Origin of the sequence: Haloarchaeobius marinus (genome assembly GCF_051207415.1) — an archaeon.
In the GTDB taxonomy this organism is placed as follows: Archaea; Halobacteriota; Halobacteria; order Halobacteriales; family Natrialbaceae; genus Haloarchaeobius.
The window spans coordinates 56,961-82,429 of record NZ_JBPKGD010000007.1; the positions used below are offsets into that span (position 1 = coordinate 56,961).

The window sequence follows — 25,469 nt, forward strand, 5'->3', positions numbered from 1 at the left end:
ACGGGGTCCGGGGAGAAAACAGGTTCGTTCTCAGTTGAACATCGAGCCCAGCTGGTCGCGCCACGACTGGATCTCCGTGACCTCCTCGTCGATGTCGTCGACGCGGGACTCCAGTTCGTCGACGTCGTCCTGCGTCTCGTCGAGGCTCTCGTTCAGGTCCGTGAGGTCGTCGTCGTGGTCGTCGACGGTCTCCGACAGGTCGGTAAGTTCGTCGCGGAGGTTGTCGACCTCCGCCTCGTAGTCCTCGATGAGTTGCTGGGCGGTGCCCTTGTCGTCGAGGAACTCCGTGAGGGCCTCAGAGTAGGCGGCGACCTCCTCGACGCGGGACTGGAGGTGCTCGACCTTCGCCACCTCCACGCCGGACGGTTCCAGGTCGAGTTCCGCACGGAGCGCCGCCAGGTCGTCCTCGTCGGCGGTCCCCTCGCGGAGTTCCTCGGCGAGAGCGGCCGCGACGCTCTCGACGGGGGCCGCCATCGCCTCGTCGGCCGACGCGTCGTCGTCGTCCGTCGCTGCGCCAGAATCGGATTCGGCGTCCGTGGTCTCCTCGTCGTCATCGGGTTTCGAGGCGGCGCCGTCGTCGGCCTCCGCCTCGTCCTCGATGGCGCTTTCGAGGTCGAGTTCGATCTCGGGTTCCTCTGCCTCGTCGTCTTCGTCGGCGGCGGCGTCCTCGGCCTCGACCTGCTCCTCCGCCGCATCGAGGTCGAGTTCGATCTCGGGTTCCTCCGCATCGTCGTCTTCGTCGTCTTCGTCGGCGGCGGCGTCCTCGGCGTCCGAATCGCCGTCGATGCCGAGGTCGAGGTCGATGGACCCGACGTCGTCGGAGTCAGTCTCGTCCTCCTCTTCTTCCTCGTCGAGGCCCGGCATGTCGCCCTCGCCGGAGAGCATGTCCTTGACGACCTGGTTGGAGTCGTTGACGACGATGTCGTCGATGGTGTTGTCGTCCTCGACTTCGGACCGGTCCGCGTCGCCGGCCTCGTCGTCGTCCCCGACCTCCGTGACCTGGGGTTCGGACAGGAACGCGGTGGCCTCGCTCTCGTCGTCGATGCGGATGCCGTACACCGTCGTCACTGTTTCACCGGGTTCGAGGGTCCGTTCGTACTCGACGTGATGGTCCTGGAAGGCGGTCCAGTTGTCGCTGTCGAAGTCCGGATGGAACCCGACGCCGTCCATCGGGAACTCCTCGGGGATGTCCTCGCGGAGTCGGACCGTGACCGGTTCGTCGTGGTCCGAACTGACGACGAACTGGATCGCGGGAACCGGGAACTCGTCGGCCTCGAACGACTTCTCCACCGAGATGCCGTCGTCGGCGACTGCGATTGTAGTGTCCTGGTCGACCTCGGTACTCATACCGTTACGTACCCCCACTGGGACCATAAAGGAAACGGGCGCTTACCGCCAGCCGCCACCAACCCGTGTCGGTAAATATATGAATACTGGAGCTGCTGTCGCGTGGCCCGCCGCCGATTCGGCTGGCCGACCCGCATCTGCTGGCCGGGTGTCGTCGATGCATAAACGCTTAGGATGACTGCCCCCGCACGACCGGACATGACAGTGAGCGACTGGGGAGACTGGTTGCCCCGTGCGGTCGAAGACGCGACCCCCGACGGCATCGCCCTCTGGTACCTCGGCTGTAACGGCTTCGTACTGAAGGCCAGCGACGGAACGACGCTGTTCGTCGACCCGTACGTCGGCCTCGGCGACCCCCCGCGGACCGTCCGGATGATACCCGTCCCGTTCGACCCGGCCGACGTGACCGAGGCAGACGCCGTGTTCGCCACGCACGAGCACACCGACCACGTCCACGGGCCGAGTCAGGCACCCATCCTCGCGAAGACTGGCGCGTCGCTCTACGCCCCTGACGACAGCCTCTCGGTCGCACGCGACGACGAGAACTGGCCGGCGAACTACGACGTGAGCGACGACCAGTTCCACGAGGTGAGTGAGGGCGCCACGGTCTCGGTCGGCGGGTTCACCGTCCACGTCGAGGCCGCTCACGACCCCGACGCGACCCACCCGGTCAGCTACGTGTTCGAACACGACGGCAGGACCGTCTTCCACGGCGGCGACACTAAGCCCAGCGACACGTTCGCAGCCCTCGGCGACCGGTACGACGTCGACCTGGGTATCCTCGCGTTCGGGACCGTCGGGACCATCCCGGACAAGGAGACGCGCGAACCGGTCCGGACGAAGTGGTACAACGACGAGAACCAGGTGATAGAGGCAGCGAACGACCTCCAGTTAGACCGCCTGCTCCCGAGTCACTGGGACATGTGGAAGGGGTTGACCGGCGACCCGACTGCGCTGCACGACCACGCACGGAGCTTCGAGTTCCCCCGCCGACTGGAGATCGTCGAGATCGGCGACCGGGTCGACGTGTAGGGCCACGTCTACTTCCGTTCGGGGAGTACGAACGCATTTGTACCAGCCGTCCTTCCGGCCGTGTATGGATCTGCTGTCGACCAGCATCGCGGTCTTCGTTCTCGCGGTTCTGGCCGGGTCGCTCGGGGTGGTCGCGTGGATCGACCGACCCGGTGGTGCGTGGGGGGAGCGCCTCCGGTCACGGCTGGTGATGGGACTCCCGCTGGGGACGTTCGTCGTCGTGGGGTTCGTCCTCGCGGTCTACCTCTTCGTACAGGGCGGGTGGCAGCACTGGGACCGCCCCACGACGCTCCCATTCCGTGCCTGGTCGTACCTCTACCCGACCGGTATCCTGACGGCGGGGTTCTCACACGCCGGACCGCGACATCTGACGGGGAACCTCATCGGAACGCTGGTTCTCAGCCCCATCGCGGAGTACGCGTGGGGACACTTCCCCCGGAAGCGCGGGTCGGCCTCGTTCTCCTCGTGGCGGACGAACCCGTGGGTCCGCGCGCTCGTCATCTATCCGGCGGCGGTCGTACTCCTCGGGTTCGTGACGGCTGCGTTCTCCATCGGGGCGGTCATCGGATTCTCCGGCGTCGTCTTCGCCTTCGCCGGGTTCGCGCTCGTCCGGTACCCGATGACGACGGTCGTCGCAGTCCTCGGCGGACAGCGCTTTCTCAGCCTGCTGTACAACGCGCTCCAGCAACCCATCCTCGAGGCGAGTGCCACGCCGAGTCCGCCGTCCCCGCCCTGGTGGGCCGGCATCGCCATCCAGGGCCACGCACTCGGTCTGTTCCTCGGCTTCCTGCTGGGGGTCGCGGTGTTCTACCGGCGGGACGACCGTCCGAGCGCGCTCAGGGTCTGGCTCGCCGTCCTCTTCTTCGCCGTCGCGAAGAACCTATGGGCGGTCTACTGGTACGCCGGGAACGACGAGTTCGTCCTCTTTCGCGGGTTCGGCGTCGTATTGGTGGTCTCGCTCGCCGTGGTCGTCGCGCTCGCCCTCGACGTCCGAGAGCGGGACTTCGAGTCGTTCACCGTCAGGACGGCCGCCGTGGCGATACTCGTCTTCGTCGCCGCGGTGACGACGGGCCCGGCTGTCTACGCCAACCTCACGACGGTCTCCGACGCGTCGGTCCCCGGAGACGAGACCGTCGAGGTCGCCGGGTACCAGGTCACCTACGCCGAGAACGTCCGGAACGAACTCATCCCCGTCGTCGGCGTCGACGCCTTCGGACAGAGTACCGACGTGAGTTCGTCGGGCGTCATCGTCGTCAACCAGGACCGGAGCATCTGGTACGAGGTGGTCTCGAAGGGCCGACTCGCCTACAGTGGCCACTCGACGGTTCGCGTCGGTGGCATCGGCTGGCGTGAGTCCGTCGGGGTGGCACGCGACGGCTGGTCGGCCGTCGGCGGCGGGACGGCCTACCGGGTGTTCCTCAGGCCCCCCGACGGCGCGTGGACGCTCGCCCACGAGAGCCACGGTGCGACGGCCGAACCTCTCATCGCGGGCAAGAGCGTCACCGTCCAGTCGGACGGCCGTGGCCCGTACCAGCTGGTCGTCACCGAGAACGGCGACAGAACTGCGCGCGGGCCGGTCCCGCAGGGGAACGGGTCGGTCAGCATCGGCGGCATCGAGTTCGTCAGGGAGCAACGCGCCGACTCCGGCGACCGCATCTACGCCGTCTTCGGCGAGACGCGCGTTCGAGTGTTCGTCAGGGAGACGTACCAGTAGTCCCGTCCCACGCGACCCTGAACACCTCGGCGTCGACCGTCTTCGTCTCCTCGTCGTGGAAGGGGAACTGACGGTCGAGGTCGAGTTCCGCGGCGAACGCGTGGGTGACCTCGCCACCGTTGTCCGCGACGAACGACTCGACGAACTCCCGGCTTCCCTCGTTGTGAACCGAATAGGAAACGTCCGCGATCGTCGCGGCCGCGTCGAGGAAGGCGCGGTCGGCGTGGACGTTACCGTCCTGAGCCCCGAACGGTGGGTTCATCAGGACGGTCGTCGGCCCGGTCGGGCACAGGGGCGGGCGCGTCGCGTCGCCACAGCACCAGTCGATGGTCGTGTGCGCCGCGACGCGCCGTTCGTTCGCGCGAGCCGTCTCCAGGGCCGTCCGGTCGACGTCGACGCCCACGACGCGGCGTGCGCCCCTGAGCGCCGCCCCGAGTGCGAGCATCCCCGTTCCAGTCCCGAGGTCGACGACGGTCCGGTCGGCCACGTCGCCCTGCGTGTCGGCGACGTGGACGATGGAGGCCGCTATCTCCGGTGGTGTCGAGTACTGCTCTAGCTGGACGCTCGGAGAGTCGAAACCGGCGACGACACCGAGTTGCTGTGCCAGCGCGCGCCGTGTACTCATCGAAGACGAATCAGTCGTCGAGGCTAATGGGTCCGTCGAGTTCGAAGGCGACGCCCTCCCGACTGGCGCGCTCGGCACAGGCAGAGAGTGCCGGTTCGACCTTGGACTCGTTCGCGACGGCGTCACAGGTGACCGACACCGTCCCGACACCGAGGAACGCTGCGGCGCGGACGTAGTCCCGGATTCGGTCGACCTCCCGCTGGGTCGCGAGCGAGCAGTCCGCCTCGAAACGGGCCTGAACCGCCAGCACCGACGGGATGTAGCCCGCTTCGGTCAGTTCTCGCTTGAGGTCGCGCAGGTACCCGGGCGCCGTCGAGTCGAGCGCCTCGGCGTCGAGGCCCACCGGCTGGACGTCCTCTGGTCGACAGTGGCTGATCGTCCGTTCGACGTTCGGTGACGGGGTCGCGCTCATACTGGCCCATACATGAAGCGCATCCAAAAAACTTTGTAAATGCTCAGTAGTAATTTCACGCTCGTTGCAGACCGACAGCGCTAGCATTCATCGGTACTTGCCATGATACGATGGAACACGCTTATTATTCCGTACGTAGACTTGCCTGTATGAAAGAGTGCCCACGGTGTGAATCCTCGCTCAGCGAGTACGGTCTGGGCGACGTGGAAGCGTACGGGTGTGACTCGTGCGGGTGGGTCGGCGTTCCGGTCGACCACCAGAGCGAACCCGAGCAACTCGAGTCCTGGCAGGATGCCATCAGCCGGTTCGAGGAGAAGTTCTCGAGGGACGAACTCGACGAACACGCAGCCCAGCTCGCGACGGCGCTGGACGGCACCGACGCGGACCCCGGCCACACCGACGTGCCGGGGACCGACGACGACGTCGAATCTGAGGCCGAGACCGGGGACGACGACCCGTCCACGGAAGTGGCCGAAGACACCACGCCCGACGCCGACGGGGAGGACTGCGCCGACGACGCCGATGCGGATTCCGGTGAGACCGACACTGACGGTTCCGACACCGAAGACGCATCCGAAGACGCCGATGCACCCGAGGTCGAAGACGTCGACGCACCCGAGGTCGAAGACGTCGACGCACCCGAGGTCGAAGACGCCGACGCAACCGAGGTCGAAGACGCCGACGCAACCGAGGTCGAAGACGCCGACGCAACCGAAGTCGATGAAGTCGACGCACCAGACGTCACCGACCGCGACGGCGACGACGCCGACGCGTCCGAGGTCGAGGTCGCGACGAGAGGCACCGACGGGTAAGCGACTGTAGCCTGATTCTGTCACCGCGGGCACCGGTGCAGTCCCGTGTCGCACGACTGGCCGTCGGGACCATCGTTCGTGCGATACGGGCGACGCGCGAAAGAACTGAGTCGAGTCGACGACTTACTCGTCTGCGGTCGGCGCTTCGGCCTCTGCTTCCTGCTGGGTCTCGTCGACGTCCTCGTCGGAGCGTGCGGCGACGAGCGAACCGCGTGCGACGCTGTAGAGGGGTTCGCTGGCGTGGCTGACGCCACTGATGGAGAACGGGATGTTGGCGTCCTCGAGGTGGTCGCGGAACAGCGCCTCGAAGCCGCTCGGACTGGAGGTGCCGCCGGTGACGACGACCGGGACGTCCAGGCCTTCTTCGACGTCTTCCTCGTCGACCTCGCGGACGACGTTCTCGATGACGTAGTCGAGCAGGTTCTCGTAGTAGATCGAGAGCGCACCCTCGACGCCGCCGACGTCGGTCGTGAAGTCGAGTTCGAAGTCGTTCTCCTTGATGGACGTGACCTTGTCGACCGGGGTGCCGGTCGCCTGCGCGGCCTGCTCGTCCACCCAGTCGCCACCGCGGGCGACGGAGAACTTCATGACGGGGACGGCGTAGTACGCGAGACAGACGTTGGTCATACCCGCACCGAAACTGATACCCAGGCCCGTGAAGTTGTTGTCCGCCAGTTCGGAGTAGATGACGGACATCCCCTCGTTGATCGGTTCCGCGTCGTAGCCCATGTTACCCAGGAAGCTCTCGATGGTCTTCTGGTGGTAGAGCGTCGACAGTTCGGAGTCGATGGGGTCGGCCGGGACCGAGAAGTAGAGCTTCTCGCCCGGGTAGTTCGGTTCGCCGACGACCTGTTCGATGATGAGCTTCATCATCGGAATCGCGGACTTCTCCGAGGAGGAGAGGATGCCGTGCTTCATCGGCCGTCGCGTCTCCTTGTTGAAGATGTTCGCGAAGTTCAGGGCGTCGTCGCCGACGACGTAGACCTTGTCGTCCTTCCGGATGTGGAGCACTTCCGAGCGAGACAGCATCTGCTCGGCCATGTCGGAGTACTCTATCTCCACGAAGGAGTTCCGCTGCTGTACGAACACTGTGTCGTTCCCATCCTGTTGGGCCGACAGTATGTTCATCGTCCCAACGTCCAGGCCTTTAGCCATATTTGCCCAAAAGGGCCCAACGAATAATAAAACTACGTGAAATTATTTCATCAGTAAATAATTATAAATAAATAGTAAACTACAACAGGACTAGAATCGGTTCACGACAATAGTAGAATCGACTCAGCTGAGGCCCAGGGCGCTCTTGACCCGGGCGAAGAACCCGCCACCGGCGGCCGAAGCGATGCTCGACGACTCCTCGGCCTTGCGCTGCTCCTCTCGCTCGCGACGTTCCCGAAGCTCCTTCAGTTTCTGCGTCTGGTCGTCGACGGTGGTGTTCGAGGTGGCGGTCTTCGCCTCGCCGCCCTTCATCGCCTTGAGGTTCTGAATCTGGGAGTCGACGCCCTTCGACCGGGTGACGTTCGCGGTCTGCTGGCTGAACGCGGACGTGTCCATCTCCTCGTCGACGTCGAACTGCAGTCGGCGGTTCTCGCTCTTCTCGACGCCGCCCCATGACAGGTCGACGTCCGCCATCGCGCTGTCGATGTCGGCCTGTATCTCCGCCTCGCTGTAGGACTCCGTCTCCTCGGAGTCGTCCTCCGTCACCGGCTGGATGTCGGCCGGGCCGGGTTTGCGGTAGCGTTCCAGCTGGTCCGCGACCAGTGCAGCGCCCGTGGACCCGACGACGAGGACGAGACCGAGCGCGTAGAGGCTGATGACGCCGAGCGTGGCGCCGACGCCGTACTCGTTCCACTGGTCGGGATAGACCGAGACGAACCAGACGACGGCGAGCACGTCGACGCCTGCACCCATCATGGACGCGTAGACGGCCCGGCGTTCGACCGGTAGCAGGACGACGATGCCGGTGATGGTCGACGGGAGCGAGAGCATCCCGAGCGCGTAGGCGATGCGGGTCCAGTTCCAGAACGGGTCGCTCCCCGTCTCGAAACTGGTGAAGCTGACGTACGTCAACAGGAGCGCGACGACGCCGACGACGATACCGCTGAAGAACAGACCGAAGCCGAGGTAGACGTCCGTCTCTTCTTCCGGTTCGCCGATGTATCGTTGATACAGGTTGTACAGTGGATTGTCCGGCGGTGCCTCACCCTCCGCCGAATCCTGTGTTTCCTCGTCTGGCATTGACGCCCCATACAGCGTCATCTCACATGACTGTTTGGTTGACCCGCATCAAACCAGAAAAAAGCGGCTGACGCGATGGACTCAGTCCTTCCGCTTGACGACGTCCCCGAGCGTCGTCTCCGTGGACGAACCCGAACTCCAGTCTCCGTCCTCCTCGCTTGCACTTCCCATGTCGAGGTTGATTCCGAGGAACTTCTCGAGTTTTGACTGGACGCGGTCGCTCGGAAGCGTCTCGCCACGTTCGAGTTTGCGGATGAGACTCGCCTTCTCGTTGAGTTCGTTCGCGAGGTCGGACTGGCTCAGCCCGCGTTCCTCCCGAGCGCGTCGGATGCGCTGGTCGTAGTCCTGTGCCAGTTCGTCCATGTCGTCGAACATGTCGGAGCGACGCCGGGTGGAACTCGACCCGCCCGACCCGCTGGACCCACCGGACTGACCGCTGGACGCCGAAGAACCCGAACTGCTCGTCGAGTACTTCGTGGAGGTGCTGGAACTCTGCTGGGTCTTCACCTCGGTCCCGAAGTCGGCGCAGTTGTCGCAGACGTCGAGTTCCGCGCCCTCGACTTTGATGGTCTTCGGCGACCCCGTCTCGGCACCACACATCTCACACTGAACCATGCACGACCCTTCGCCGCGAGCGTTGATAAAAGGTACGACGGTCGAGCGGGGCGAAATCGATAGCCGCCTCGTCAGTCGAGGGCCTCCCAGATCTCCAGGAACCGCTGGAGCGCCGTGACGTGTCCGACGACGGCGAAGAAGACGAGGAGCCAGCCGACGACGGTCAGGCCGAACAGCGTCCCAGAGACGACAGCGGCCAGGAGGCCGACGAGTCCCGAGAGTGCGAGTCGGTCCGCACGGCCCAGCATCCCCGCGTAGACTCGGCCGACGCCCACGGCCTGTGCCTGCGTGCCGAGGTAGGACGTCATCAGGACGCCGGTGACCGCCGCCAGTCCGAGGTCGTAGCGGCCGACCCCGGCGGCGAACCCGGCGATGATGACGAGGTCCGCGTACCGGTCGAGGACGTGGTCCAGCACGTCACCGGCCTCGCTGGCGACGTCCTGTGCGCGTGCGAGCGCGCCGTCGACGACGTCCAGCCAGCCGTTCAGACCCACGCAGACCGCTCCCAGGACGTACCAGAGCGCCTGGCCACCGACCGGTGGGTCTATCGCCGGGCCACCGAGTGCGAACGCACCGCCGGCCGCGACAGCCAGCAGGAAGGCGACGAGGCTGACGCCGTTCGGGGAGAGGCCGGCGGCGTCGGCGAGTCGGACCCATGGGTCGAGCAACGACTGGATTCGGGGGCGGAGTTGGTCGAGTGTCATAGGTAGTCGAGGTAGTTCACGTCACCGGCACTCGGTTCGCGGTCACCGGCGACGACGGCCCGTATCTCGGTCGCCACCGCCTCCGGCGTGCGGTCGGTCGTCTCGACCTCGTAGACGGCCGCCAGTCCGTGAGCGTCGACGGCCTCCGAGAGGATCACGTCGAGCGCCTCGCTCTCGGCGTTCTCGGCAGCCTTCGCGGCGGACTCGCCGCGGTCGCGGAGGCGGCTTTCGAGCGTCTGTGGCGCACACCGCAGGACGACGACGCGGTCCACGTCGAGGTGGTGCGAGAGGTGTGAGTCGAGGACGAGTACGGCTTCTTCGTCGTCCAGAGCCGCCTCGTACTCGTCGACCCACTCGGCGACGGCGTCGAGGTCCGCGACGACACTGTCGCGTTCCTCGTCGACCGAGTCGTACAGTCCCTCGGTCTCGACGACCCGGTTGAGGTGGACCACGTCGACGCCGGAGTCGGCGGCGAGCAGGTCCGTGGCGGTCGACTTGCCGGTCCCGGGCGTGCCGGTCACGGCGACCCTCACGCAGCGAGCACCTCGTTCAGCGTCGCGACCGCTTCGCGGGTCTGGGCCTCGGTCCCGCAGGTCACCCGGACGCAGTTCGGCAACCCGAAACTCGTGCAGTCCCGGACGATGACGCCCGCACGTTGCATCTCGTCGGCGACGGCCGACGCGCCGTCGGGACCGCGTGCCTCCGAGACGTCCACGAGGACGAAGTTGCCTTCGGACGGCAGGACAGGCGCCGCTATCTCGTCCCGCATGTACCTGCGTGCCCAGCGCGCCATCTCCACGGAGCGTTCGACGTGTTCGTCGTCCGAGAGCGCCGCGATTCCGGCGCGACAGGCGAGTTCGCTGGCGGCGAACGGCGTGTTCACCCGGGCGTAGGCGTCCGCCCAGTCCAGTGGAACCAGCGCGTAACCGAGTCGGACGCCGGCGAGTCCGTACGCCTTCGAGAACGTCCGCAGGACGGCCACGTCGTCGCGGTCGGCCAGCAGACCACGGGCGCTGTCGACGTCGGCGTACTCGCCGTAGGCCTCGTCGACGACGACGAGCGTCTCCTCGTCGGTCTCGTCGGCGACGGTCTCGACCGCCTCCAGCGTGAACGTGCCGCCGGTCGGGTTGTGCGGGCTGGTGAGGTAGACGACGCGTTCCCCGTCGTAGTCCGAGAGCACGGCCTCGGCGGTGAGCGCCAGGTCGGGCGCGTCGAGGGTGTACTCGTTCACCTCGCCGTGGTGGAACCGCGCGCTCATGCCGTAGTAGGCGAAGCCGGGGTCCGGGACGAGCACGGTGTCGCCGGGGTCGAGCATCGCGCGTGCGAGGTAATCGAGCGCCCCGTCCCCACCGTTGGCCAACCAGACCTGTGACGGGTCGACGTCCCAGCGGTCGGCGATGGCCCCGGTGAGGTCGGCGTGGGCCGCCTTCGGGTAGGAGGACATCCCGGGCGCCGCCTCCTGGATGGCCGCGATGGCCTTCGGGGACGGCCCGTGGGGGTTCTCGTTCGACGCGAGCTTCGTGAGGTCAGCCGGGTCCATGCCGAGGTCCCTGGCGACCTCCTCGATGCCACGTCCGGCCTCGTAGGCGACGTGGGCCGAGAGGTCGCGTGGTTGCATGTGCGAGAGACCGGCCTGTGGGGTCTTAAGCGTAGTCAAGCACGGACGCCGGACGAAGGCGTTCCGGCCACCGATTCGGAAGCCGTATCGACCTGCTCGTCCCGGACGGGCCGAGTCCGGCGTTCCTACCTCCCGGTCTTCCGCCCGCCCGGTCTCACCGACTCTCAGTCGAGTCGGGCGGCCCGGGCGCGTGCCTGTTCGACGACGGTCGGTCGTCCCTGGAGGGCGATTCGCACCCGGTCGGTGTACTCGACCTCTTCGACGACGGCGTGGTCGTGACACCAGCCGACGAACTGCATCGTCTCGTCGCCGTGCGGGAGGCGGAACGTCACGCGTTCGGTCGGCAGGTGGGCGACGACGCGGTCCCCGAGTTCGTCGAGTCCGGTACCCTCGGTGGCACTGACCGGTACGGGGTCGTCGATCAGGTCCGGCAGGGCCTCGCGGCGGCGGTCGAGTTCGGCGTCGCCGAGGCGGTCCGCCTTGTTGAACGCCGGCACGACCACGCTGTCGCCGACCTGTTCGAGACACGTCTCGACCCGGGGTTCGAGCGCGTCCACGGGTTGACTGGCGTCGACGACGAGGACGACCACGTCGGCCTCGCGGACGCCCGTCAGCGTCGACCTGAAGGCCTCGACGAGGTCGTGTGGGAGGTCCCGTACGAACCCGACGGTGTCGGAGACGAGGACACGCCGGCCGTCGATGGTCGCTCGGCGCGTCGTCGTATCGAGCGTCTCGAACAGTCGGTCCTCTACCGCCGCTGTCTCGGACAGGTCGTCGTGGCCGGCACCGGCCGTCGGGAGCGACAGGTCGTCGGCCAACCGGTGCAACAGCGTCGACTTGCCGGCGTTGGTGTAGCCGGCGAGGGCGACGAAGTCGAAGCCAGCCTCCCGTTTCCGGTCCCGACTCGCGTCCCCCTCGTCGGGCAGGTCGTTCAGTTCGTTCTGGACCCGGTCGATGCGCTGTTTCACCTCGCGGACCCACTCTCCCTCAGGGTCTCGAATCGTCTGGAGCCCCTGATACTCGTCGTTCCGGCGCTGTATCTCCCGCCTTCGGTGGAGTTCGTGACGCAGGCGTGCGAGTTCGACCTGCAGTTTCGCCCGGGGTGTCCGTGCACCCGCCTCGAAGATGTCGAGGATGAGCCGGTATCGGTCGCGGACCTCGACGCCGTCGGGCAGTCGGTCGGTCAGTTCGAACAACTGCGCGGGCGAGAGGCGGTTGTCGACGACCACCGCGTCTGCACCGCGGTCGTTCACCGCCTCCGCCACTTCCTCCACCTTCCCGGGACCCAGGTCGTACGTCGGGTCCTCCGGTCGTACCTGCGTCAGTTCGGCGACGACGTCGTGGCCGGCGGCCTCCGCGAGGGCGCGAATCTCGGTCGTGTCGGGGCGTTCGTGTTCGGTTCGTGCTGCGAGTACTGTCTGTCGTGACATGGTGTCGTTCGCGTCTGGCGTTCGTTCTGCGATGCGGGCCGCCCCGAACGTATCGAGGTTGCGACTACTTCGACACAGCGTCCGCTACCGGAGCCTGAAACGCTGCGTAGGAGCGATAGAGGCGGCGCTACGGGCGTCGAAGGTTGACGAGGCAACGCACACGACCGGCTCGCCGACGTTCGACAGGTAGCGACGGTCTGTGAACGGTCCTCGTCAGAAAGTGGATAGGGTCTCCATGTTCGACCTATCAGGTCAGTTGTCCTTCCGTTATTTAATTCTTCCTTTGTCGGCGCTCGCGCCGGGCAGTCGCGCCGGGCGGTCGCAGCCCCGCCGAAGTGGATCGACCTCGACGAGCCCGTCCAGAACGGCCGTTTTCGGCAGCTACCTGTTGGAAATCTATCTATTTTTCCCGACCGTGGCGGTTCGAACGACGACTGATAAACTAAATGTCGCTATATCAAATCCGGCCGATGTGCGAAGTCACTGGACCGATGGCAACGGCTCTCCGAAGGAGAACGGGTACATCGAGAACCGGGGAATCGAAGGGTGAAATCGAGGGACTGGACCGCGGTCAGCTGTCGTCGGTCACCGTGGCGCTGGCCGAGTGGTGTCCTCGACGTGACGGAACAGGCCGTACACCATCGGCGCGGAGACGAGTGCGAGCAGGCCACCACCGGCCGCCAGTGACTCGCCGGTGAACGCCGTCTTCGGGCCGTCGCCGACGAGGACGACGCCACGCATGCCCTGGTCGGCGTAGGACTCGCAGTAGTACTTGCTGAGCCCCGACCCGTCGAACCTGAGGGCGTACCGGTGGTCGGTCGAATCGACCGTCTCGCTGGCGAAACCGAGGTCGTCGTCCATGACGCTGTAAGGTCCCTGGTCGCCGACCCACTCCCAGACGACGGTGGTCCCGGGGTCGACCCGGACCGCGGGCGGGTCGAACGCGAACGCACCGCCGTTGCCCGCAGCACCGACGGCGACGTCGACCCGGTCCTGACCGCGTGCGTCGACCACCTCGTCGTAGTTCTCGACGCCGTCCAGCCAGCCGTCGAACGTCGGGCCGGTCGGTCCCGTGGACTCGCCGGCGTCGCCCCGGGACAGGGTCACCGCGGCGTCGCCGACGACCAGCGCACCCTTCATCCCGAGGGACTCGTGGGGCGTACAGGAGTACCGGACGACCCCTGTGGATTCGGGGACGTGTTCGAACGTCGTCCCGGCCTCGCCCATCGTATCCGACCCGAAGCTCCCGTCGGCGGCGACGACGTTGTGAACGCCGCCATCACCGCTCCACCGCCAGACGACGGTCGTCCCGGGGTCGACACGGACCACGGGCGGGTCGAACGCGAACGCGCCGCCGTTGCCCCGTGCGCCGACGGTTATCGTGACCCGGTCTTCACCGGTCCAGTCGACCACGCTGGTCACACCGTCGGTGTTCCCGAACCAGTCCACGAGCGATTCTCCGTCCGACTCCTGACCGCTGGCCACGCCTGCCGCCCCGACGCCGAGGGCGACGCCACCGGCAGCGGTGAGGAACTCGCGTCTATCGTACATGGTTCACCCCTCGTAGCCCGCGTAGTCCATCAGGTCGGCGAATATCTGGGTGTCCATGACGTCGGTGTAGACGATAGCCGAGAGCATCCCGCCGGGGTAACTGCTCCCGTTGCGGACGTGGTCGACCTTGTGGCAGTGCATCAGGTAGATGCCCGGGTCGGCGTCTGCTTCGAACTCGACAGTGTAGCGTTCCGCCGGCGCGACGTTGACCACGTCCTGGGGCACCTGCATCTCCTCGGGGTACTGGCCGCCGTCCTTCTCGACGACCCTGAACCGGTGGTTGTGGATGTGCAGCGGGTGGCTCATGAACCCCGCGTTGACCCAGTGAACCCGGACCGTGTCGCCAGGGTCGACGATCATGGGCGACCCCTCCTCGGGGTGGAGCGTCCGCGGTGCACACTTCCCGTTGACCGTGAACGCGTCGGGACGGCGGTTCGTCAGGTCGAACTGGACGTTCTCGCCGGCGTTCTGCCGGGAGAGCCTGGTGTCCCACTCGCGGACGGTGGAGAAGTACTCCTTGTCGGCCTCCTCGTACCCCTCGGGGTCGACCCGGAGGATGCCGAACATGCCCATCTCCATGTGCATCGGCGTCTGGTAGTGGCAGTGGTAGAGATGCGTCCCCGCGACGTTGGCGGGGATGGTGTACGTGTGCGTCTCGCCCGGCATGACCGTGATGCCCGTCGTCGTCGGGACGCCGTCGTTCGCCCACGACTTCCGGACGCCGTGGAAGTGAAGCGTGTGGGGGTGGGGCGAATCGGAGTTGTCCAGCGTTATCTCGAGTTCGGCCCCCTCCGTACACCGGAGGATGGGACCCGGAACGCTCGGTTCACCGTCGTCGGCGGCGAACGCCCAGGTCACGGGCAGCGAGACCGGACCGCCCATGGTCTCGAGAGGGTGCATCTCGTGACGCGCCTGGACGGGTCGGAGCGTGACCTCGTGGCCGCGTTCGTCGAGGTCGACGACCTCGGGTTTCCCGGTCGTCGGGAGGTTGGGCATCGCACTTGACTGGGAAGCCGCGCCGGGGTCGACCTGGCTGAACGACGGCCGAGTCGTCGTCGTACAGCCGGCCATCGCCGCGACGAGGCCACTCGTGCCGGTCGCTTCGAGGAAGCGTCGTCGTGAGATGCCGGTACCGGGTGCGCCGATTCGTTTCTCGGTCATATCTCCAGATGCGACCGACCGGTACGTATAAAGAGACCCAGATTCCTGAATGGTGAGAAAGGAGTGCCAGGAATTAATATTCGTATTATGACACAGGTTTGTGGGTCGGTCACAGGGCCCGGTCGAGGCTGTCTGCGACCCTGAGCGCCAACGCGGCGATGGTCAGCGTCGGGTTGAGTGCGCCCCCCGTGACGAACGTAGACGACGACGAGACCCATAGGTTCTCCAGGTCGTGGGTACGACACTCCGGGGTGACGACGCTCTCGGCCGGGTCCGTCCCCATCCGGGTGGTCCCCATGTGGTGGAACGCCGGCCCTGTGTTCGACGGCCCGACCCTCCAGTCCACGTCGACGCCGAGGGCGTCGAGGATTCGCGCCTGCTTCTCGTTCGCGGCCTGGACCGTCCGCCGGGCACGGGGGCCGACGGACCACCGGATCTCGGGGACGGGGTTCCCGAAGTCGTCGGTGACGGCCGTGTTCAACGTGACACGGTTCTCGGCACGGGGTGGTTGTCCGCAGATGCCCCCCATCGCGATGCGATTCCCGTACGCGTCGCGGAGTTCGTCGGCGAGTGCGTCACCCCAGGCGGCGTCGGTGTCGGCCGAGAGCGCCAGACTCACCGGTGTCGGCCCGGTGTAGTTGAGGAACTCGAGTTTGTACGGGCCGACGGACTCGTCGACGTCGTCGTAGAACTGGTGACACTCGCTCGTGATGAACCCGACGTGGTTCTGCCGGGTCGGTTCGTCCAGCGACCCGCCCATGCCGGCGAACAGGTGGTCCATGAAGTACCTGCCGACCGCACCGGAGGAGTTCGCAAGCCCATCGGGGTACTCCTCGGACCGGGAGAGCAGGAGGAGACGGGGAATCTCGACCCCGCCGGCCGCGAGGACGAACTGCCGGGCCTCCTGCCTGTGCTCCTCGCCGTCCCGCGTCGCGTACACTGCCGCCTCGACGGTGTCTCCCGTCCGGTCGTGTTCGAGCCGCTGAACGGGTGCCCGGTCGACGATGCGTGCGCCCTCCGCCTCGGCCTTCGCGGCGTGGACCGTCGCGTCGTACTTCGCACCCGACGGACACACGGGTTTGCACGTCCCGTAGCCCTGGCAGGAACTCCGGCCGTCGTAGGCCTCCGAGTTCCGGGCGTTCGGGGCCGAGTGCATCACGATGCCCAGGTCCTCGCAGGCGTCGGCGAACAGCGAGTCCGAGTACGACGGCCGGAACCCCGGCATCGGGAACGGTTCGTCGCGGGGCGGTGCGAACGGGTTGTCGTCCGCCCCGGCGACGCCCAGTTCCCTCTCGGCCGCCGCGTAGTACGGTTCCAGGTCGGCATAGCCGATGGGCCAGTCCGCCTCGACGCCGTGGCGACTCCGACGCTCGAAGTCCGCCTCGTGCAGACGGAACACCATCCCCTGCCAGTGGAGCGTCGTTCCGCCGACGCCCTTCACCCGCGAGGCGTTCAGTGGGTAGTGTTCCTCTCCCGCGCTCGCGTACGCGTCGCGTGGCCCGCCCATGTCCCACACGTCCTGGGGGCCGTGGGCGGGACGGACGTGCCGTTCCATGCGTTCGAGTCGGTCGGCGTCGTCGAACCGTGGTCCCGCTTCGAGCACGACCACGTCGTGACCAGCGCTGGCGAGTCGGTGGGCGACCAGCGCCCCGGCCGGGCCGGCACCGACGATGCACACGTCGGCACGGGGGGACGGCGTCCGGTCGGGGTCGTCCAGGGTGGCGGTCGAGTCCCCGGTCACGCGTCCGGCCCCCGTCGATAGCTGTCCGTCCCACCCGGGTGGCCGACGGGGTTCTCGGTGCCCACCAGCGACCCTCCCGTCGGCGAGGTGTAGAGGGCGTACAGCAGTTCGTTCACCACGTAGTACCGGACCTGTGCGGCGGTGCTCCCTCCGGGGTCTGGGTCGACCCCGGCGGCCCCGAGCTGTCGCAGGGTCGCGTCGCGGTCGTCCAGGTCGAGGTCCACGAAAGCGTCGTCGAACCACCAGTTCGCCCGTTCGTCGACGGCGGCGAGCGCCTCGACCATCCCCTCCCTGTAGTCAGGCCGGTCGACGGTCCGGCCCGCGACGTACGTCCGCACGAACTCCTCGACGCCGTCGACGTCGCTCGGGTAGACCACCTCCGCGACCGCGACGAGGGTCTCGACGTCGACGGACGGGTCGGCCCGCTCGTCGTCGAGTCGCGTTCGGGAGAGCGCCGCCGCACCCGCGCCGACGACCACCCCCGTCGACGTCAGCGCGGCCAGTGCGTCCCGTCGAGTAAGCTCCATCGTGGCCAGATTAGGCCCACCTAAAACTTAAGCGCTCGGAATCTCGACCGTGTGCTCCAGGCGACCGACGCCCTCCACCTCGACGACGACCTCGTCGCCGTCCTCGAGTCGACCGACGCCCTCCGGCGTCCCGGTGGCGACGACGTCGCCCGGTTCGAGGGTCACGTAGGTCGTGATCTCCTCGACGAGTTCCGGGACGGAGAATATCATCCGGTCGCGCGACCCGTCCTGGCGCAACTCCCCGTTGCAGAACGACCGGACAGACGCGTCGGCAGGCACCTCGTCGGGCGTCGCCAGCACCGGCCCGATGGGTGCCGCACCGTCGAACGCCTTCCCGCGGACCCAGTTGGTCTCCTCGCGCTGGTCGTCGCGGTTCGAGAGGTCGTTCACGCAGGTGAACCCGGCGACGTGGTCCATCGCCTCGTCGGCCTCGACGTTGCGGCACTGCTCGCCGACGACGACGCCGAGTTCGGCCTCGAAGTCGAGCCGGTCCTTCCCTGCCGGAAGCGTCACGGTGCTCCCGTGACTCGCCACCGTATTCGGCGGCTTCAGGAACAGCAACGGCCGGTCCGGCACGTCGCTGTCCATCTCGGCCGCGTGGTCGGCGTAGTTGCGCCCGACGCAGACCACCTTCGACGGTTCGCAGGGGGCCAGAACGTCGACGTCGGAGGGGTCGTAGGTGCGACCGCCGAACTCGATGCCGTCGTCGGTCCACGTCCCGTACCGGACCGCATCGGCCTGGTCTCGGAATCGTACGCGTTTCATGCTTCCCGGATGGATGGGCGGGCCGTTAAGCCTTGAGAAGCCGGCGACTCCTGAGACCTGGCGACTCCCGAGAACGGGCGACTGCTCGGGTGTGGGTCGGCCTGTCAGGACCCGACGGGAACGGAACCTTTAAAATCGCAGCCCCGGAATCCCAGAGTACGCTCGGTTGGTGTAGTCCGGCCAATCATCTTGGCCTTTCGAGCCGAGGACAGGGGTTCAAATCCCCTACCGAGCACGTTCCTGCGGTCGTACGGTACCGGAGTAGTTACCGCTGGCCGAACCACCGGTATCCGACGTGTATCCAGAGCAGCGTGGTTACACCCGTGCCGACGTGCCAGCCGTGGGCCGGCACGGACAGACCGGAACCATTGTCTCGGTGGCCTCGCCTCGATGACCTATGCGTGTCAGCGTCATCGGTGGCAGTTCGGTGTCGGACGAGACGTACGACCAGGCCGTCGAAGTCGGGCGGTTGCTCGCCGAACACGGCCACACGATACTCTGTGGTGGCCTCACCGGTGTGATGCGGGGGGTCTGTGAGGGTGCGAACGACGCGGGCGGGCGGTCCATCGGGATACTCCCCGGAGAGAACCACGACGCCGCGAACGCGTACGTCGACATCCCAATCGCCACGGGACTCGGTCACGCCCGGAACGCGCTCGTCGTGCTGAACGGCGAGGCCGTCATCGCCATCGACGGCGAGGCGGGGACGCTCTCGGAGCTCGGACTGGCAGGCGTGTACGGGAAACCCGTCGCGAGCCTCGGCTCCCACGACGTACTCGACGTCAGACAGGTAGAGACGCCGAAGGAGGCCGTCGAGTACGTCGAGTCGACGCGGTGACTCCGATAGGAGACCAGCACAGTCGTCTTACTTCGTATCGTTTTCGACAGTCGGCCCGAACGGGACGCGTCGGCACGGCACCCGCCCACCCTGAGCTATCACGGCCAGTGCACGATGTCCGACACGCCCACGTGTAGCCTGCCGACGGTTTCATCACCTCACCACCGCCGTTCAGCGCACGCCCTCGAAGACGCGCTGGTGTAACCCGTCTGCGACGACGTCGAGGAGCGTCTGCAGGTTTCGCGCGTCGTCCCGGTTGTACCGGACCAGCGTGTCGAGCGCCGCGTCGTCGCCGCGTTCGTACGCTCGCCAGAGTCGGACGGCGTCCCGTCCGGAGATATCCGGTTCGTCACGGGCGATGCCGACCTCCTGCTCGATGGCCTTCAGCCCACCGGACAGCCCCAGTCGCTTGCAGGGGTACATGAGGTCGACGTGGGGAACGTCGACCGACACGTCGAACGACGTCTCGAGGAACGGGACGTCGAACCTGGCACCGTTGAACGTCGCGACGAGTGCGGCGTCGTCGAACTGCTCGGTGATGGCGTCGGCGGTGAGGTCGTCGCCACGGACGAGGGTCGTCGTCTCTCCGCCCAGGTGGAAGGAGACCGTCGTCACGTGGTCGCGTTCCTGCGAGAGGCCGGTCGTCTCGATGTCGAAGAAGCAGGTCCGGTCCCGGAAGTTCTCGTAGAGCCGCCAGCGTTCGCTCGACGGGAGCGACCGTCCGAAGTACCGCGAGTCGCCGGCCTCCAGGTGGTCGTAGGCAGTGTCGATGAAGGACTCGATGCGGTCGGCCGTCGTCGAACCCACGACCGAACCGTCGAACTCGTCCCAGTGTGTGACACCCGCCCGCCAGAGCTTTCGCTCGGTCCGTTCACCGACGCCCTGTACCGGGATGAAACTATTCTCGATGCGCACACCTGAGCGTCGTCCGGCGAGAAAGAAAACCTGTCGTTCCTCAGAGACCCTCGAACGCCTCGATTCGCTCGCGCCACTCGTCCGGAACTGGACGGGGCTCCTGGGTCTCGGTATCGTAGACCACCTGGACTGTTTCGGCGGTGGCCGCCACCTCCCCCGAGGCGCGGACCTCGTAGGCGAACCGGATCGTCGAGTTGCCGACGTCGGTCACCCAGATGGCCACCTCGACGTCGTCCTCCAGCGTTATCGGGCGCTCGAAGTCTATCTCGAGATGTGCCAGCACGCTGTCGAGCGCCTCCGTCGTGCGGAGTACCTCGGGCAGGTACTCGACGCGGGCGGCTTCGAGATAGGTCGAGTAGAGGGCGTTGTTCACGTGGCCGAGCAGGTCTACGTCGTTGTAGCGAACGTCGATGTCTACGGTAAACGGCTCGTCTCGCATACGAGGTCGTCTCTCGTCGACGTACCTTCGTCTTGCGGTAGCGGTCGAGCCACTACGAGTCCGTCCGCGAACCGGGACCGGGCCGTGCTCGCGCGCCGACCGTCGCTTGGCAGGTACCCGGTCGCTCGGTAGGTACCCGCACGGTCGCCAGGGACGCCCAGCGGTCGTGCGAATCACACGACAACCCGACGAAGTATTAAAGTCGACCCTCCCGTAGCGGGACGCATGAGCGACTCAGACGAGTTAGCCGAGATTCGTGAGCGAAAGCGCGAGGAACTGCTCGAAGCCCAGTCGGGCGACGAAGGGTCGGAATCGGTCCCGAGCGACCCGGTCCACGTCGAGAGCGAGACCCACCTCGACGAGTTGGTCGCCGACCACGACGTCGTACTCGTCGACTTCTACGCGGACTGGTGCGGTCCCTGCCAGATGCTCGAACCCGTGGTGGAACAGGTCGCCACCGAGACGTCCGCCGCCGTCGCGAAGGTCGACATCGACGAACTCCAGATGCTCGCACAGCAGCAGGGCATCCGGGGCGTCCCGACGCTGTTGCTCTACGCCGACGGCGAACTCGCCGACCGGATGGTCGGCGTCCAGGAGAAGTCGGCCCTCGTGAACAAGGTCGAAGCACACGCCTGAGAATCGACCGACGCCGACGTCGATTCGCCCGTCGACGTCGACCCGTCTATCCTATCGCTACCCAACCGCTGTCGGCGTCCAGGTCGCGCAGGTGCCAGCGCTGTTCCAGGACGTCGCCGTCACCCCGGCGCACCTCGACGACGGCGTCGAACAGCGGTTCCAGCAATCTGACGTAGTCGCTGTCCCTGTCCAGCGGGAGGTGGAAGTGGCCGATTCCGTCGGCCTGTCTCGTCCGAGAGGTCACCATGTGCAGCAACCGGAACACGGTCCGTGACTGGTGCTCGCGCAACAGCGGGGTGACCGAGTCGAAGCAGAGTCGGAACTCGCCGGGCCCCGGGTCGTGGTCGAACTCGAACCGGTCGATGGTCCCGAGCAACCGGGCGCCGAGGGTACCGAGGAGTTCACCGCCGACCAGCACCTCTTCGACGTCGCCTGCGACGGCGGCCGGACTAGCACTCTCGCCGTCATCGCACTCCTGGCTGAGAACGCGCGTCTCGCCACCGTGGGTCGACGACGGCCCGTCGCTACAGTTCTCGGTCCCACTCGTGTAGACGTACAGTCGCTGTCTGGACTGGTCCCCCTCCCCAACGAGACGAGCGCAGGCAGCGTGGTGTGCCGTCCCGCTGCACTCCCCGACCACGAGGACGTTGCTCCCCTCACGTTTGAGCGTCGAGAGGGTTCGCGCGAACACCGTACTCTTCGGGACGCCCCCACCGTGGTCGGTGCCCATTCTTTCAGTGTCTTGCGGACAGCATACAATAAGTATTGCGGCCTCCGGTCGCTATTCTGGCGTGTTACCCCGATTTGTGTTTGTTCTACGGTTCGTCAGTGAGTGTCGGTGGAAGGGGCGACGGCAGGCGTCGGCTGTCGGCACATCGTTTTTGTCGGCTACGCGAGAACGGTACTGTATGAGCGACTCACGGGACGACGAGGAACTGGCCGAGAACGCCGCCGCACTGGCCAGGGAACTCAGAGAACTCCGCACGCAACTGGAACGGGAGGGCCCCCGGCCGCCCCGGGGACCGCTCGGTCTCCCTCGACCGCCGACGCCACGGGAGTTCATGGAGTTCGCGGACGAGGTGGCGATTCCGGCGACCATCGCCATCCTGGAGACGAACATCAAACTGCTCGAGGCCCTTCAGCGGGCGATTCGACTCGCCGAAGGGGGTCGTCGTGCGAGCGAACGTGGGCGAGACGTGACGGAGGGAGCACGCTCCCGGGCCGAGTCGGTCAGTCGCGAGACCCTCTCGCGGGCCTCCGAAGCGCTCGGCGACCTGCAGAGGGTGCTCGAGGGGACCGAGTTACCGGAGAACGACGCCGCCCGGAGCATCCTTGTGGAGGCCCAGCAACTCCGCGAGGAGATCCGGCAGGAACTGTCCGCGACCCGGTCCCGGGACCGGACCCTCGACGAGTTCACGGGAGCGACGGAGACGGAGGACGAACACGGCGACGAAGCGACCTCGCGAACCGGGGACCGTACCCCCGGGGGACTTGCCGACGAACCGGAGGAGGAACCCGTCTCCATCGACGTGGACGCCGAACTGGAGACGCTCAAACGGCGCTACAGGGGCGATGACGACGACACAGACGAGGGGCCGGACGGCAGGACGAACGGCAGTGACGGCGAGAACGGAAGCGATGCAGCAACCGGTGGCGACGAGGGTGACGATGGCGGGGACGATGGGACGTGAACGGGTATCCGGTAGTGACGCACCCGGAACAGAGACCGTTCCTCGACGCCGTCAGACGGGGTCGAACCGGTAACCGTCCCACTCCTGGCTTTCGGGGAGTTTGATTCCGGCACCGGGTTCGCGCAGTTCGTCGACGTAGACCGGACTGACGCGGTCGCCCGTCTCGACGTCGTCGGTGGTCAACTGACCGATGGCGCGGACGGACTCACCGTCGACGTCGAACTCGACGATGGCGATGGGGTTGGGTTCTCGGACGCCCGGGGGAGTCGCCGTCGAGACAGTCCACGTGACGACCGCCGCCTCGTACTCGCTCAGGTCGACCGTGTCGACCGGTTCCTGTCCGTCCGGGCCGACCGGGTGCCCGGGGTAGGTGATCGTGCCGTCCTGGTACCGGTATGCTTCCATGGTCATTGTGCAGCCTCCACGATGGTGGTGATTACGCAGTTCCCGAAGCCGCCGACGTTACACGCGAGGCCGACGTCGGCGTCGACCTGCCTGTCGCCGGCATCGCCGACGACCTGCTTGTATATCTCGTAGCCCTGTGCGACGCCACTGGCACCGAGTGGGTGGCCCTTGGACTTCAACCCGCCGGAGGTGTTGACCGGCAGGTCGCCGTCCATCTCTGTCTCGCCGGCCTCGACGCGCTCCCACGCCGTCCCGGGGTCGGCGAAGCCGAGGCCCTCCATCTGGAGGAACTCGAGGATGGTGAACATGTCGTGGAGTTCCGCCACGTCGACGTCCTCCGGCGACAGGTCGGCCATCTCGTAGGCCTGTCTGCCGGACTCGACGACGCCGCCCATCACGGTGGGGTCCTCGCGCTCGTGGACCACGTGCGTGTCCGTCGCGCCGGCGACGCCCGTGACTACTGCGTAGTCGTCGGTGTACTGCTCGGCGACCGACTCGGGGCAGAACATGAGTGCGGCGCTCCCGTCGGTGATGGGACAGAAGTCGTACAGCCGAAGCGGGTCTGCGACGATGGGCGAACCCATCACCGTCTCGACGTCGACCTCCTTTCGGAACTGGGCGTGCGGGTTGGCCATCCCGTTGTGGTGGTTCTTGACCGCCACCTTGGCCAGGGACTCCCGCGGGGCGTCGTAGCGTTCGAGGTAGTTCCGCGCGGTCAGTCCCGCGAAACTCGGGAGGGTCACGCCGTGTTTGTACTCCACCGGATGCGTGATGGACGCGATGATGTCCGTCGACTCCCCGGTGGTCCTGTGAGTCATCTTCTCGCCGCCGACGAGCAACGTCATCTCGGAAGCGCCCGAGGCGATGGATTGCCAGGCGGCGTAGATTCCCGCTCCTCCCGACGACGAGGTCTGGTCGACTCGCTGGCTGTACGCCGGCAGGAGGTCGAGGTCGTGTGCCAGTGCGTTCATGATGCCGGTCTGTCCCTCGAACTCGCCGCTCGCCATGTTCGAGACGTACAGGTGGTCCACGTCGTCCGGCGCGACGCCGGCGTCGTCGAGACACTCCTCGCCGGCCTCGCTCAGCAACGACTGTATCCACGAGTCCCGCTTTCCGAACTGCGTCATCGACGCGCCGATGATTGCTACGCGTTCCATGCGTTGTCACTCTCGGGGAACCCGTTTAGTTATTGTCCAGTGCCATCCTCGTTCGGCGTTTCTGGACGAGGTCGATTCACGGGTGACTGGTCGAGCAGGAGGCCCCCTCCACCGTTGCAAGTGAACACGTCTCGGTGCCCCATCCCCACGACAGGCGGTCCACGATTCGGTGAGTCCCCCCACTCAGACGGCCATTTCTACTCCGACTACCCTTTCCACTCAGACGGCCATTTCCACCCGACTACCCCTCTCACTCCGACCGGCCCACCCACACCCCACCGTTTCGAGTGAACACGTGACCAGCGACTGGAGTGACGTCGTCGGACGTCGTCGAACGACGTCCGGGGAGGTCGAGACACCACTGTTGCAAGTGAATCGTTCGGGAGCGACGCTGTCGAAGGTGGCGGTTCGTGTGGTGCCCGGTCCTCCGAGACACCGCTCTTGCAAGTGAACGACACGCTGACTGCAACGAGTTGTAGTGACCTGGCCCCCTGTCGACCTGTGATGATTCGTTTCAGTTCCGAGTAACGACCCCCTGGTCCTGGAACTGTGCAGACACACAGACACCACTGTTTCACGTGAAGCCGGGTAGAGGGGTGGGTGGGTGGTTGGGTCGGGATGGGTTGGGTCGGGGTGGCTGGAGCGTGGTGACCGATGCAGGGTCAGTCGACCAGTCGGTCAACGAGTCGCTGGGTCATTCGAGCGTTCGGGCAGTCGAAATCGGTCGACGAGTCGGCCGAACATTGTCGAACGTTCGGGCCACGGATGGGTGTTCGGGCCACGGATGGGTGTTCGGGCCACGGATGGGTGTTCGGGCCACGGATGGGTGTTCGGGCCACGGATGGGTTCGTCCGTTTCGAATGAGCAGACACGCTCTATCGGTTCGAACGACGTTCTACTGCCGTTATTCACTTGAAACAGTGGTGTGGGTGTGTCGAGACGATCCGACGCGGGTGGGTCGTAACCATCCGACGCTCGCACCGGATTCGACCACCGTCCATTCCACCAGGAACGAGGGTCTCCATATACTGTCGAGTCCCTATTCGCGGTGAGTTACTCACTCCTGCCGGGTGGACGACACCGTCCGGCACACCACCGT

The 25,469-nt window shown here is 66.4% G+C and carries 26 protein-coding genes and 1 tRNA gene; 7 read left to right on the forward strand and 20 right to left on the reverse strand.

What is annotated here, in order from left to right; all coding sequences use genetic code 11:
• Window positions 1-30: 30 nt before the first annotated feature.
• On the reverse strand, window positions 31-1,347 hold the full coding sequence (locus ACSC1W_RS19495) for an AAA family ATPase (RefSeq protein WP_435349392.1): 1,317 nt from the start codon (window positions 1,345-1,347) through the stop codon (window positions 31-33).
• 198 nt (window positions 1,348-1,545) lie between these two features.
• Here ACSC1W_RS19495 and ACSC1W_RS19500 point away from each other — a divergent pair, with 198 nt between their 5' ends.
• Together ACSC1W_RS19500 and ACSC1W_RS19505 are read left to right on the forward strand one after the other, a co-directional pair.
• A complete protein-coding gene (locus ACSC1W_RS19500; protein ID WP_435349394.1) occupies window positions 1,546-2,379 on the forward strand; it encodes an MBL fold metallo-hydrolase in 834 nt (277 codons plus the stop codon).
• A gap of 64 nt (window positions 2,380-2,443) precedes the next feature.
• On the forward strand, window positions 2,444-4,093 hold the full coding sequence (locus tag ACSC1W_RS19505; RefSeq protein ID WP_435349396.1) for a rhomboid family intramembrane serine protease: 1,650 nt from the start codon (window positions 2,444-2,446) through the stop codon (window positions 4,091-4,093).
• On the opposite strand, the gene ACSC1W_RS19510 is transcribed toward ACSC1W_RS19505, so the two are convergent.
• Together ACSC1W_RS19510 and ACSC1W_RS19515 are read right to left on the reverse strand one after the other, a co-directional pair.
• Complete coding sequence (locus tag ACSC1W_RS19510) at window positions 4,074-4,718, reverse strand: METTL5 family protein (RefSeq protein WP_435349398.1); 645 nt, start codon at window positions 4,716-4,718, stop codon at window positions 4,074-4,076. The genes ACSC1W_RS19505 and ACSC1W_RS19510 overlap by 20 nt on opposite strands.
• A 10-nt stretch (window positions 4,719-4,728) precedes the next feature.
• Window positions 4,729-5,130 (reverse strand): DUF7961 family protein, encoded by a 402-nt coding sequence (locus tag ACSC1W_RS19515; RefSeq protein WP_435349399.1) that lies wholly within the window; start codon window positions 5,128-5,130, stop codon window positions 4,729-4,731.
• A 149-nt stretch (window positions 5,131-5,279) separates the two neighbouring features.
• On the opposite strand from ACSC1W_RS19515, the gene ACSC1W_RS19520 reads away from it, so the two are divergent.
• Window positions 5,280-5,942, forward strand: a complete 663-nt coding sequence (locus tag ACSC1W_RS19520; RefSeq protein WP_435349401.1) for a TFIIB-type zinc ribbon-containing protein — start codon at window positions 5,280-5,282, stop codon at window positions 5,940-5,942.
• 123 nt (window positions 5,943-6,065) lie between these two features.
• Here ACSC1W_RS19520 and ACSC1W_RS19525 read toward each other — a convergent pair whose 3' ends face one another.
• The 12 genes from ACSC1W_RS19525 to ACSC1W_RS19580 form a co-directional block, all read right to left on the reverse strand.
• Window positions 6,066-7,097 carry a disk-shape morphogenesis protein volactin gene (locus tag ACSC1W_RS19525; RefSeq protein ID WP_435349402.1) on the reverse strand — a complete coding sequence of 344 codons (1,032 nt, stop codon included), beginning with the start codon at window positions 7,095-7,097 and terminating at the stop codon, window positions 6,066-6,068.
• 123 nt (window positions 7,098-7,220) lie between these two features.
• Window positions 7,221-8,177: a cell division protein CdpA domain-containing protein gene (locus tag ACSC1W_RS19530; RefSeq protein WP_435349404.1), complete on the reverse strand. Its 957-nt coding sequence runs from the start codon at window positions 8,175-8,177 to the stop codon at window positions 7,221-7,223.
• Window positions 8,178-8,258: 81 nt separating this feature from the next.
• The gene (locus ACSC1W_RS19535) at window positions 8,259-8,792 is read right to left on the reverse strand and encodes a multiprotein bridging factor aMBF1 (RefSeq protein ID WP_435349406.1); all 534 of its coding nucleotides are present in this window, start codon (window positions 8,790-8,792) and stop codon (window positions 8,259-8,261) included.
• Between the two features lie 71 nt (window positions 8,793-8,863).
• A complete protein-coding gene (locus ACSC1W_RS19540) occupies window positions 8,864-9,496 on the reverse strand; it encodes a CDP-alcohol phosphatidyltransferase family protein (RefSeq protein WP_435349407.1) in 633 nt (210 codons plus the stop codon).
• Entirely contained in the window at window positions 9,493-10,029 is a 537-nt protein-coding gene (locus ACSC1W_RS19545) for an adenylate kinase family protein (RefSeq protein ID WP_435349409.1), read from the reverse strand. Before ACSC1W_RS19545 ends, ACSC1W_RS19540 begins: the two co-directional genes overlap by 4 nt.
• Complete coding sequence (gene hisC, locus ACSC1W_RS19550; protein WP_435349410.1) at window positions 10,026-11,114, reverse strand: histidinol-phosphate transaminase; 1,089 nt, start codon at window positions 11,112-11,114, stop codon at window positions 10,026-10,028. The genes ACSC1W_RS19545 and hisC overlap by 4 nt, the downstream gene beginning before the upstream one ends.
• Window positions 11,115-11,278: 164 nt before the next feature.
• Window positions 11,279-12,544 (reverse strand): GTPase HflX, encoded by a 1,266-nt coding sequence (hflX, locus tag ACSC1W_RS19555; RefSeq protein ID WP_435349412.1) that lies wholly within the window; start codon window positions 12,542-12,544, stop codon window positions 11,279-11,281.
• Window positions 12,545-13,129: 585 nt separating this feature from the next.
• The gene (locus tag ACSC1W_RS19560; RefSeq protein ID WP_435349414.1) at window positions 13,130-14,095 is read right to left on the reverse strand and encodes a halocyanin domain-containing protein; all 966 of its coding nucleotides are present in this window, start codon (window positions 14,093-14,095) and stop codon (window positions 13,130-13,132) included.
• A gap of 3 nt (window positions 14,096-14,098) precedes the next feature.
• The gene (locus ACSC1W_RS19565; RefSeq protein WP_435349416.1) at window positions 14,099-15,256 is read right to left on the reverse strand and encodes a multicopper oxidase domain-containing protein; all 1,158 of its coding nucleotides are present in this window, start codon (window positions 15,254-15,256) and stop codon (window positions 14,099-14,101) included.
• A 109-nt stretch (window positions 15,257-15,365) separates the two neighbouring features.
• Complete coding sequence (locus ACSC1W_RS19570; RefSeq protein WP_435349418.1) at window positions 15,366-16,997, reverse strand: GMC family oxidoreductase; 1,632 nt, start codon at window positions 16,995-16,997, stop codon at window positions 15,366-15,368.
• Window positions 16,994-17,524 carry a gluconate 2-dehydrogenase subunit 3 family protein gene (locus ACSC1W_RS19575; protein WP_435349420.1) on the reverse strand — a complete coding sequence of 177 codons (531 nt, stop codon included), beginning with the start codon at window positions 17,522-17,524 and terminating at the stop codon, window positions 16,994-16,996. Before ACSC1W_RS19575 ends, ACSC1W_RS19570 begins: the two co-directional genes overlap by 4 nt.
• Window positions 17,525-17,551: 27 nt before the next feature.
• The gene (locus ACSC1W_RS19580; RefSeq protein WP_435349421.1) at window positions 17,552-18,289 is read right to left on the reverse strand and encodes a fumarylacetoacetate hydrolase family protein; all 738 of its coding nucleotides are present in this window, start codon (window positions 18,287-18,289) and stop codon (window positions 17,552-17,554) included.
• 160 nt (window positions 18,290-18,449) lie between these two features.
• On the opposite strand from ACSC1W_RS19580, the gene ACSC1W_RS19585 reads away from it, so the two are divergent.
• Window positions 18,450-18,524: transfer RNA gene (locus ACSC1W_RS19585), tRNA-Glu, on the forward strand.
• Between the two features lie 162 nt (window positions 18,525-18,686).
• A complete protein-coding gene (locus tag ACSC1W_RS19590) occupies window positions 18,687-19,127 on the forward strand; it encodes a TIGR00725 family protein (RefSeq protein WP_435349423.1) in 441 nt (146 codons plus the stop codon).
• 171 nt (window positions 19,128-19,298) lie between these two features.
• Here the strand turns inward: ACSC1W_RS19590 and ACSC1W_RS19595 are convergent, their stop codons facing one another.
• Both ACSC1W_RS19595 and ACSC1W_RS19600 read right to left on the reverse strand, forming a co-directional pair.
• Window positions 19,299-20,042, reverse strand: coding sequence for a ribonuclease H-like domain-containing protein (locus ACSC1W_RS19595; protein ID WP_435349425.1), 744 nt, complete (start codon window positions 20,040-20,042; stop codon window positions 19,299-19,301).
• A 40-nt stretch (window positions 20,043-20,082) separates the two neighbouring features.
• Complete coding sequence (locus ACSC1W_RS19600; RefSeq protein ID WP_435349427.1) at window positions 20,083-20,481, reverse strand: acyl-CoA thioesterase; 399 nt, start codon at window positions 20,479-20,481, stop codon at window positions 20,083-20,085.
• A gap of 225 nt (window positions 20,482-20,706) precedes the next feature.
• On the opposite strand from ACSC1W_RS19600, the gene trxA reads away from it, so the two are divergent.
• A complete protein-coding gene (gene trxA, locus ACSC1W_RS19605) occupies window positions 20,707-21,117 on the forward strand; it encodes a thioredoxin (RefSeq protein ID WP_435349429.1) in 411 nt (136 codons plus the stop codon).
• A 46-nt stretch (window positions 21,118-21,163) separates the two neighbouring features.
• On the opposite strand, the gene ACSC1W_RS19610 is transcribed toward trxA, so the two are convergent.
• Entirely contained in the window at window positions 21,164-21,847 is a 684-nt protein-coding gene (locus ACSC1W_RS19610) for a DUF7504 family protein (protein WP_435349431.1), read from the reverse strand.
• Between the two features lie 178 nt (window positions 21,848-22,025).
• Between ACSC1W_RS19610 and ACSC1W_RS19615 the strand changes: the two genes are divergently transcribed.
• Window positions 22,026-22,808, forward strand: a complete 783-nt coding sequence (locus ACSC1W_RS19615; RefSeq protein ID WP_435349433.1) for a DUF7547 family protein — start codon at window positions 22,026-22,028, stop codon at window positions 22,806-22,808.
• Between the two features lie 51 nt (window positions 22,809-22,859).
• On the opposite strand, the gene ACSC1W_RS19620 is transcribed toward ACSC1W_RS19615, so the two are convergent.
• Together ACSC1W_RS19620 and ACSC1W_RS19625 are read right to left on the reverse strand one after the other, a co-directional pair.
• The gene (locus tag ACSC1W_RS19620) at window positions 22,860-23,219 is read right to left on the reverse strand and encodes an OB-fold domain-containing protein (RefSeq protein ID WP_435349435.1); all 360 of its coding nucleotides are present in this window, start codon (window positions 23,217-23,219) and stop codon (window positions 22,860-22,862) included.
• The gene (locus tag ACSC1W_RS19625) at window positions 23,216-24,370 is read right to left on the reverse strand and encodes a thiolase family protein (protein ID WP_435349437.1); all 1,155 of its coding nucleotides are present in this window, start codon (window positions 24,368-24,370) and stop codon (window positions 23,216-23,218) included. Before ACSC1W_RS19625 ends, ACSC1W_RS19620 begins: the two co-directional genes overlap by 4 nt.
• Between the last annotated feature and the right edge of the window lie 1,099 nt (window positions 24,371-25,469).

What these genes read in the sequence shown, in the direction of transcription:
- hisC (WP_435349410.1), bottom strand. Translation starts at nt 11,114, where the DNA reads ATGCAACCACGCGACCTCTCGGCCCACGTCGCCTACGAGGCCGGACGT.
- ACSC1W_RS19580 (WP_435349421.1), bottom strand. Translation starts at nt 18,289, where the DNA reads ATGAAACGCGTACGATTCCGAGACCAGGCCGATGCGGTCCGGTACGGG.
- ACSC1W_RS19610 (WP_435349431.1), bottom strand. Translation starts at nt 21,847, where the DNA reads ATGGGCACCGACCACGGTGGGGGCGTCCCGAAGAGTACGGTGTTCGCG.
- ACSC1W_RS19620 (WP_435349435.1), bottom strand. Translation starts at nt 23,219, where the DNA reads ATGACCATGGAAGCATACCGGTACCAGGACGGCACGATCACCTACCCC.
- ACSC1W_RS19535 (WP_435349406.1), bottom strand. Translation starts at nt 8,792, where the DNA reads ATGGTTCAGTGTGAGATGTGTGGTGCCGAGACGGGGTCGCCGAAGACC.
- ACSC1W_RS19615 (WP_435349433.1), top strand. Translation starts at nt 22,026, where the DNA reads ATGAGCGACTCACGGGACGACGAGGAACTGGCCGAGAACGCCGCCGCA.
- ACSC1W_RS19600 (WP_435349427.1), bottom strand. Translation starts at nt 20,481, where the DNA reads ATGCGAGACGAGCCGTTTACCGTAGACATCGACGTTCGCTACAACGAC.
- ACSC1W_RS19560 (WP_435349414.1), bottom strand. Translation starts at nt 14,095, where the DNA reads ATGTACGATAGACGCGAGTTCCTCACCGCTGCCGGTGGCGTCGCCCTC.
- ACSC1W_RS19540 (WP_435349407.1), bottom strand. Translation starts at nt 9,496, where the DNA reads ATGACACTCGACCAACTCCGCCCCCGAATCCAGTCGTTGCTCGACCCA.
- ACSC1W_RS19575 (WP_435349420.1), bottom strand. Translation starts at nt 17,524, where the DNA reads ATGGAGCTTACTCGACGGGACGCACTGGCCGCGCTGACGTCGACGGGG.
- ACSC1W_RS19530 (WP_435349404.1), bottom strand. Translation starts at nt 8,177, where the DNA reads ATGCCAGACGAGGAAACACAGGATTCGGCGGAGGGTGAGGCACCGCCG.
- ACSC1W_RS19590 (WP_435349423.1), top strand. Translation starts at nt 18,687, where the DNA reads ATGCGTGTCAGCGTCATCGGTGGCAGTTCGGTGTCGGACGAGACGTAC.
- ACSC1W_RS19505 (WP_435349396.1), top strand. Translation starts at nt 2,444, where the DNA reads ATGGATCTGCTGTCGACCAGCATCGCGGTCTTCGTTCTCGCGGTTCTG.
- ACSC1W_RS19500 (WP_435349394.1), top strand. Translation starts at nt 1,546, where the DNA reads ATGACAGTGAGCGACTGGGGAGACTGGTTGCCCCGTGCGGTCGAAGAC.
- ACSC1W_RS19525 (WP_435349402.1), bottom strand. Translation starts at nt 7,097, where the DNA reads ATGGCTAAAGGCCTGGACGTTGGGACGATGAACATACTGTCGGCCCAA.
- ACSC1W_RS19565 (WP_435349416.1), bottom strand. Translation starts at nt 15,256, where the DNA reads ATGACCGAGAAACGAATCGGCGCACCCGGTACCGGCATCTCACGACGA.
- ACSC1W_RS19495 (WP_435349392.1), bottom strand. Translation starts at nt 1,347, where the DNA reads ATGAGTACCGAGGTCGACCAGGACACTACAATCGCAGTCGCCGACGAC.
- ACSC1W_RS19625 (WP_435349437.1), bottom strand. Translation starts at nt 24,370, where the DNA reads ATGGAACGCGTAGCAATCATCGGCGCGTCGATGACGCAGTTCGGAAAG.
- hflX (WP_435349412.1), bottom strand. Translation starts at nt 12,544, where the DNA reads ATGTCACGACAGACAGTACTCGCAGCACGAACCGAACACGAACGCCCC.
- ACSC1W_RS19520 (WP_435349401.1), top strand. Translation starts at nt 5,280, where the DNA reads ATGAAAGAGTGCCCACGGTGTGAATCCTCGCTCAGCGAGTACGGTCTG.
- ACSC1W_RS19515 (WP_435349399.1), bottom strand. Translation starts at nt 5,130, where the DNA reads ATGAGCGCGACCCCGTCACCGAACGTCGAACGGACGATCAGCCACTGT.
- ACSC1W_RS19510 (WP_435349398.1), bottom strand. Translation starts at nt 4,718, where the DNA reads ATGAGTACACGGCGCGCGCTGGCACAGCAACTCGGTGTCGTCGCCGGT.
- trxA (WP_435349429.1), top strand. Translation starts at nt 20,707, where the DNA reads ATGAGCGACTCAGACGAGTTAGCCGAGATTCGTGAGCGAAAGCGCGAG.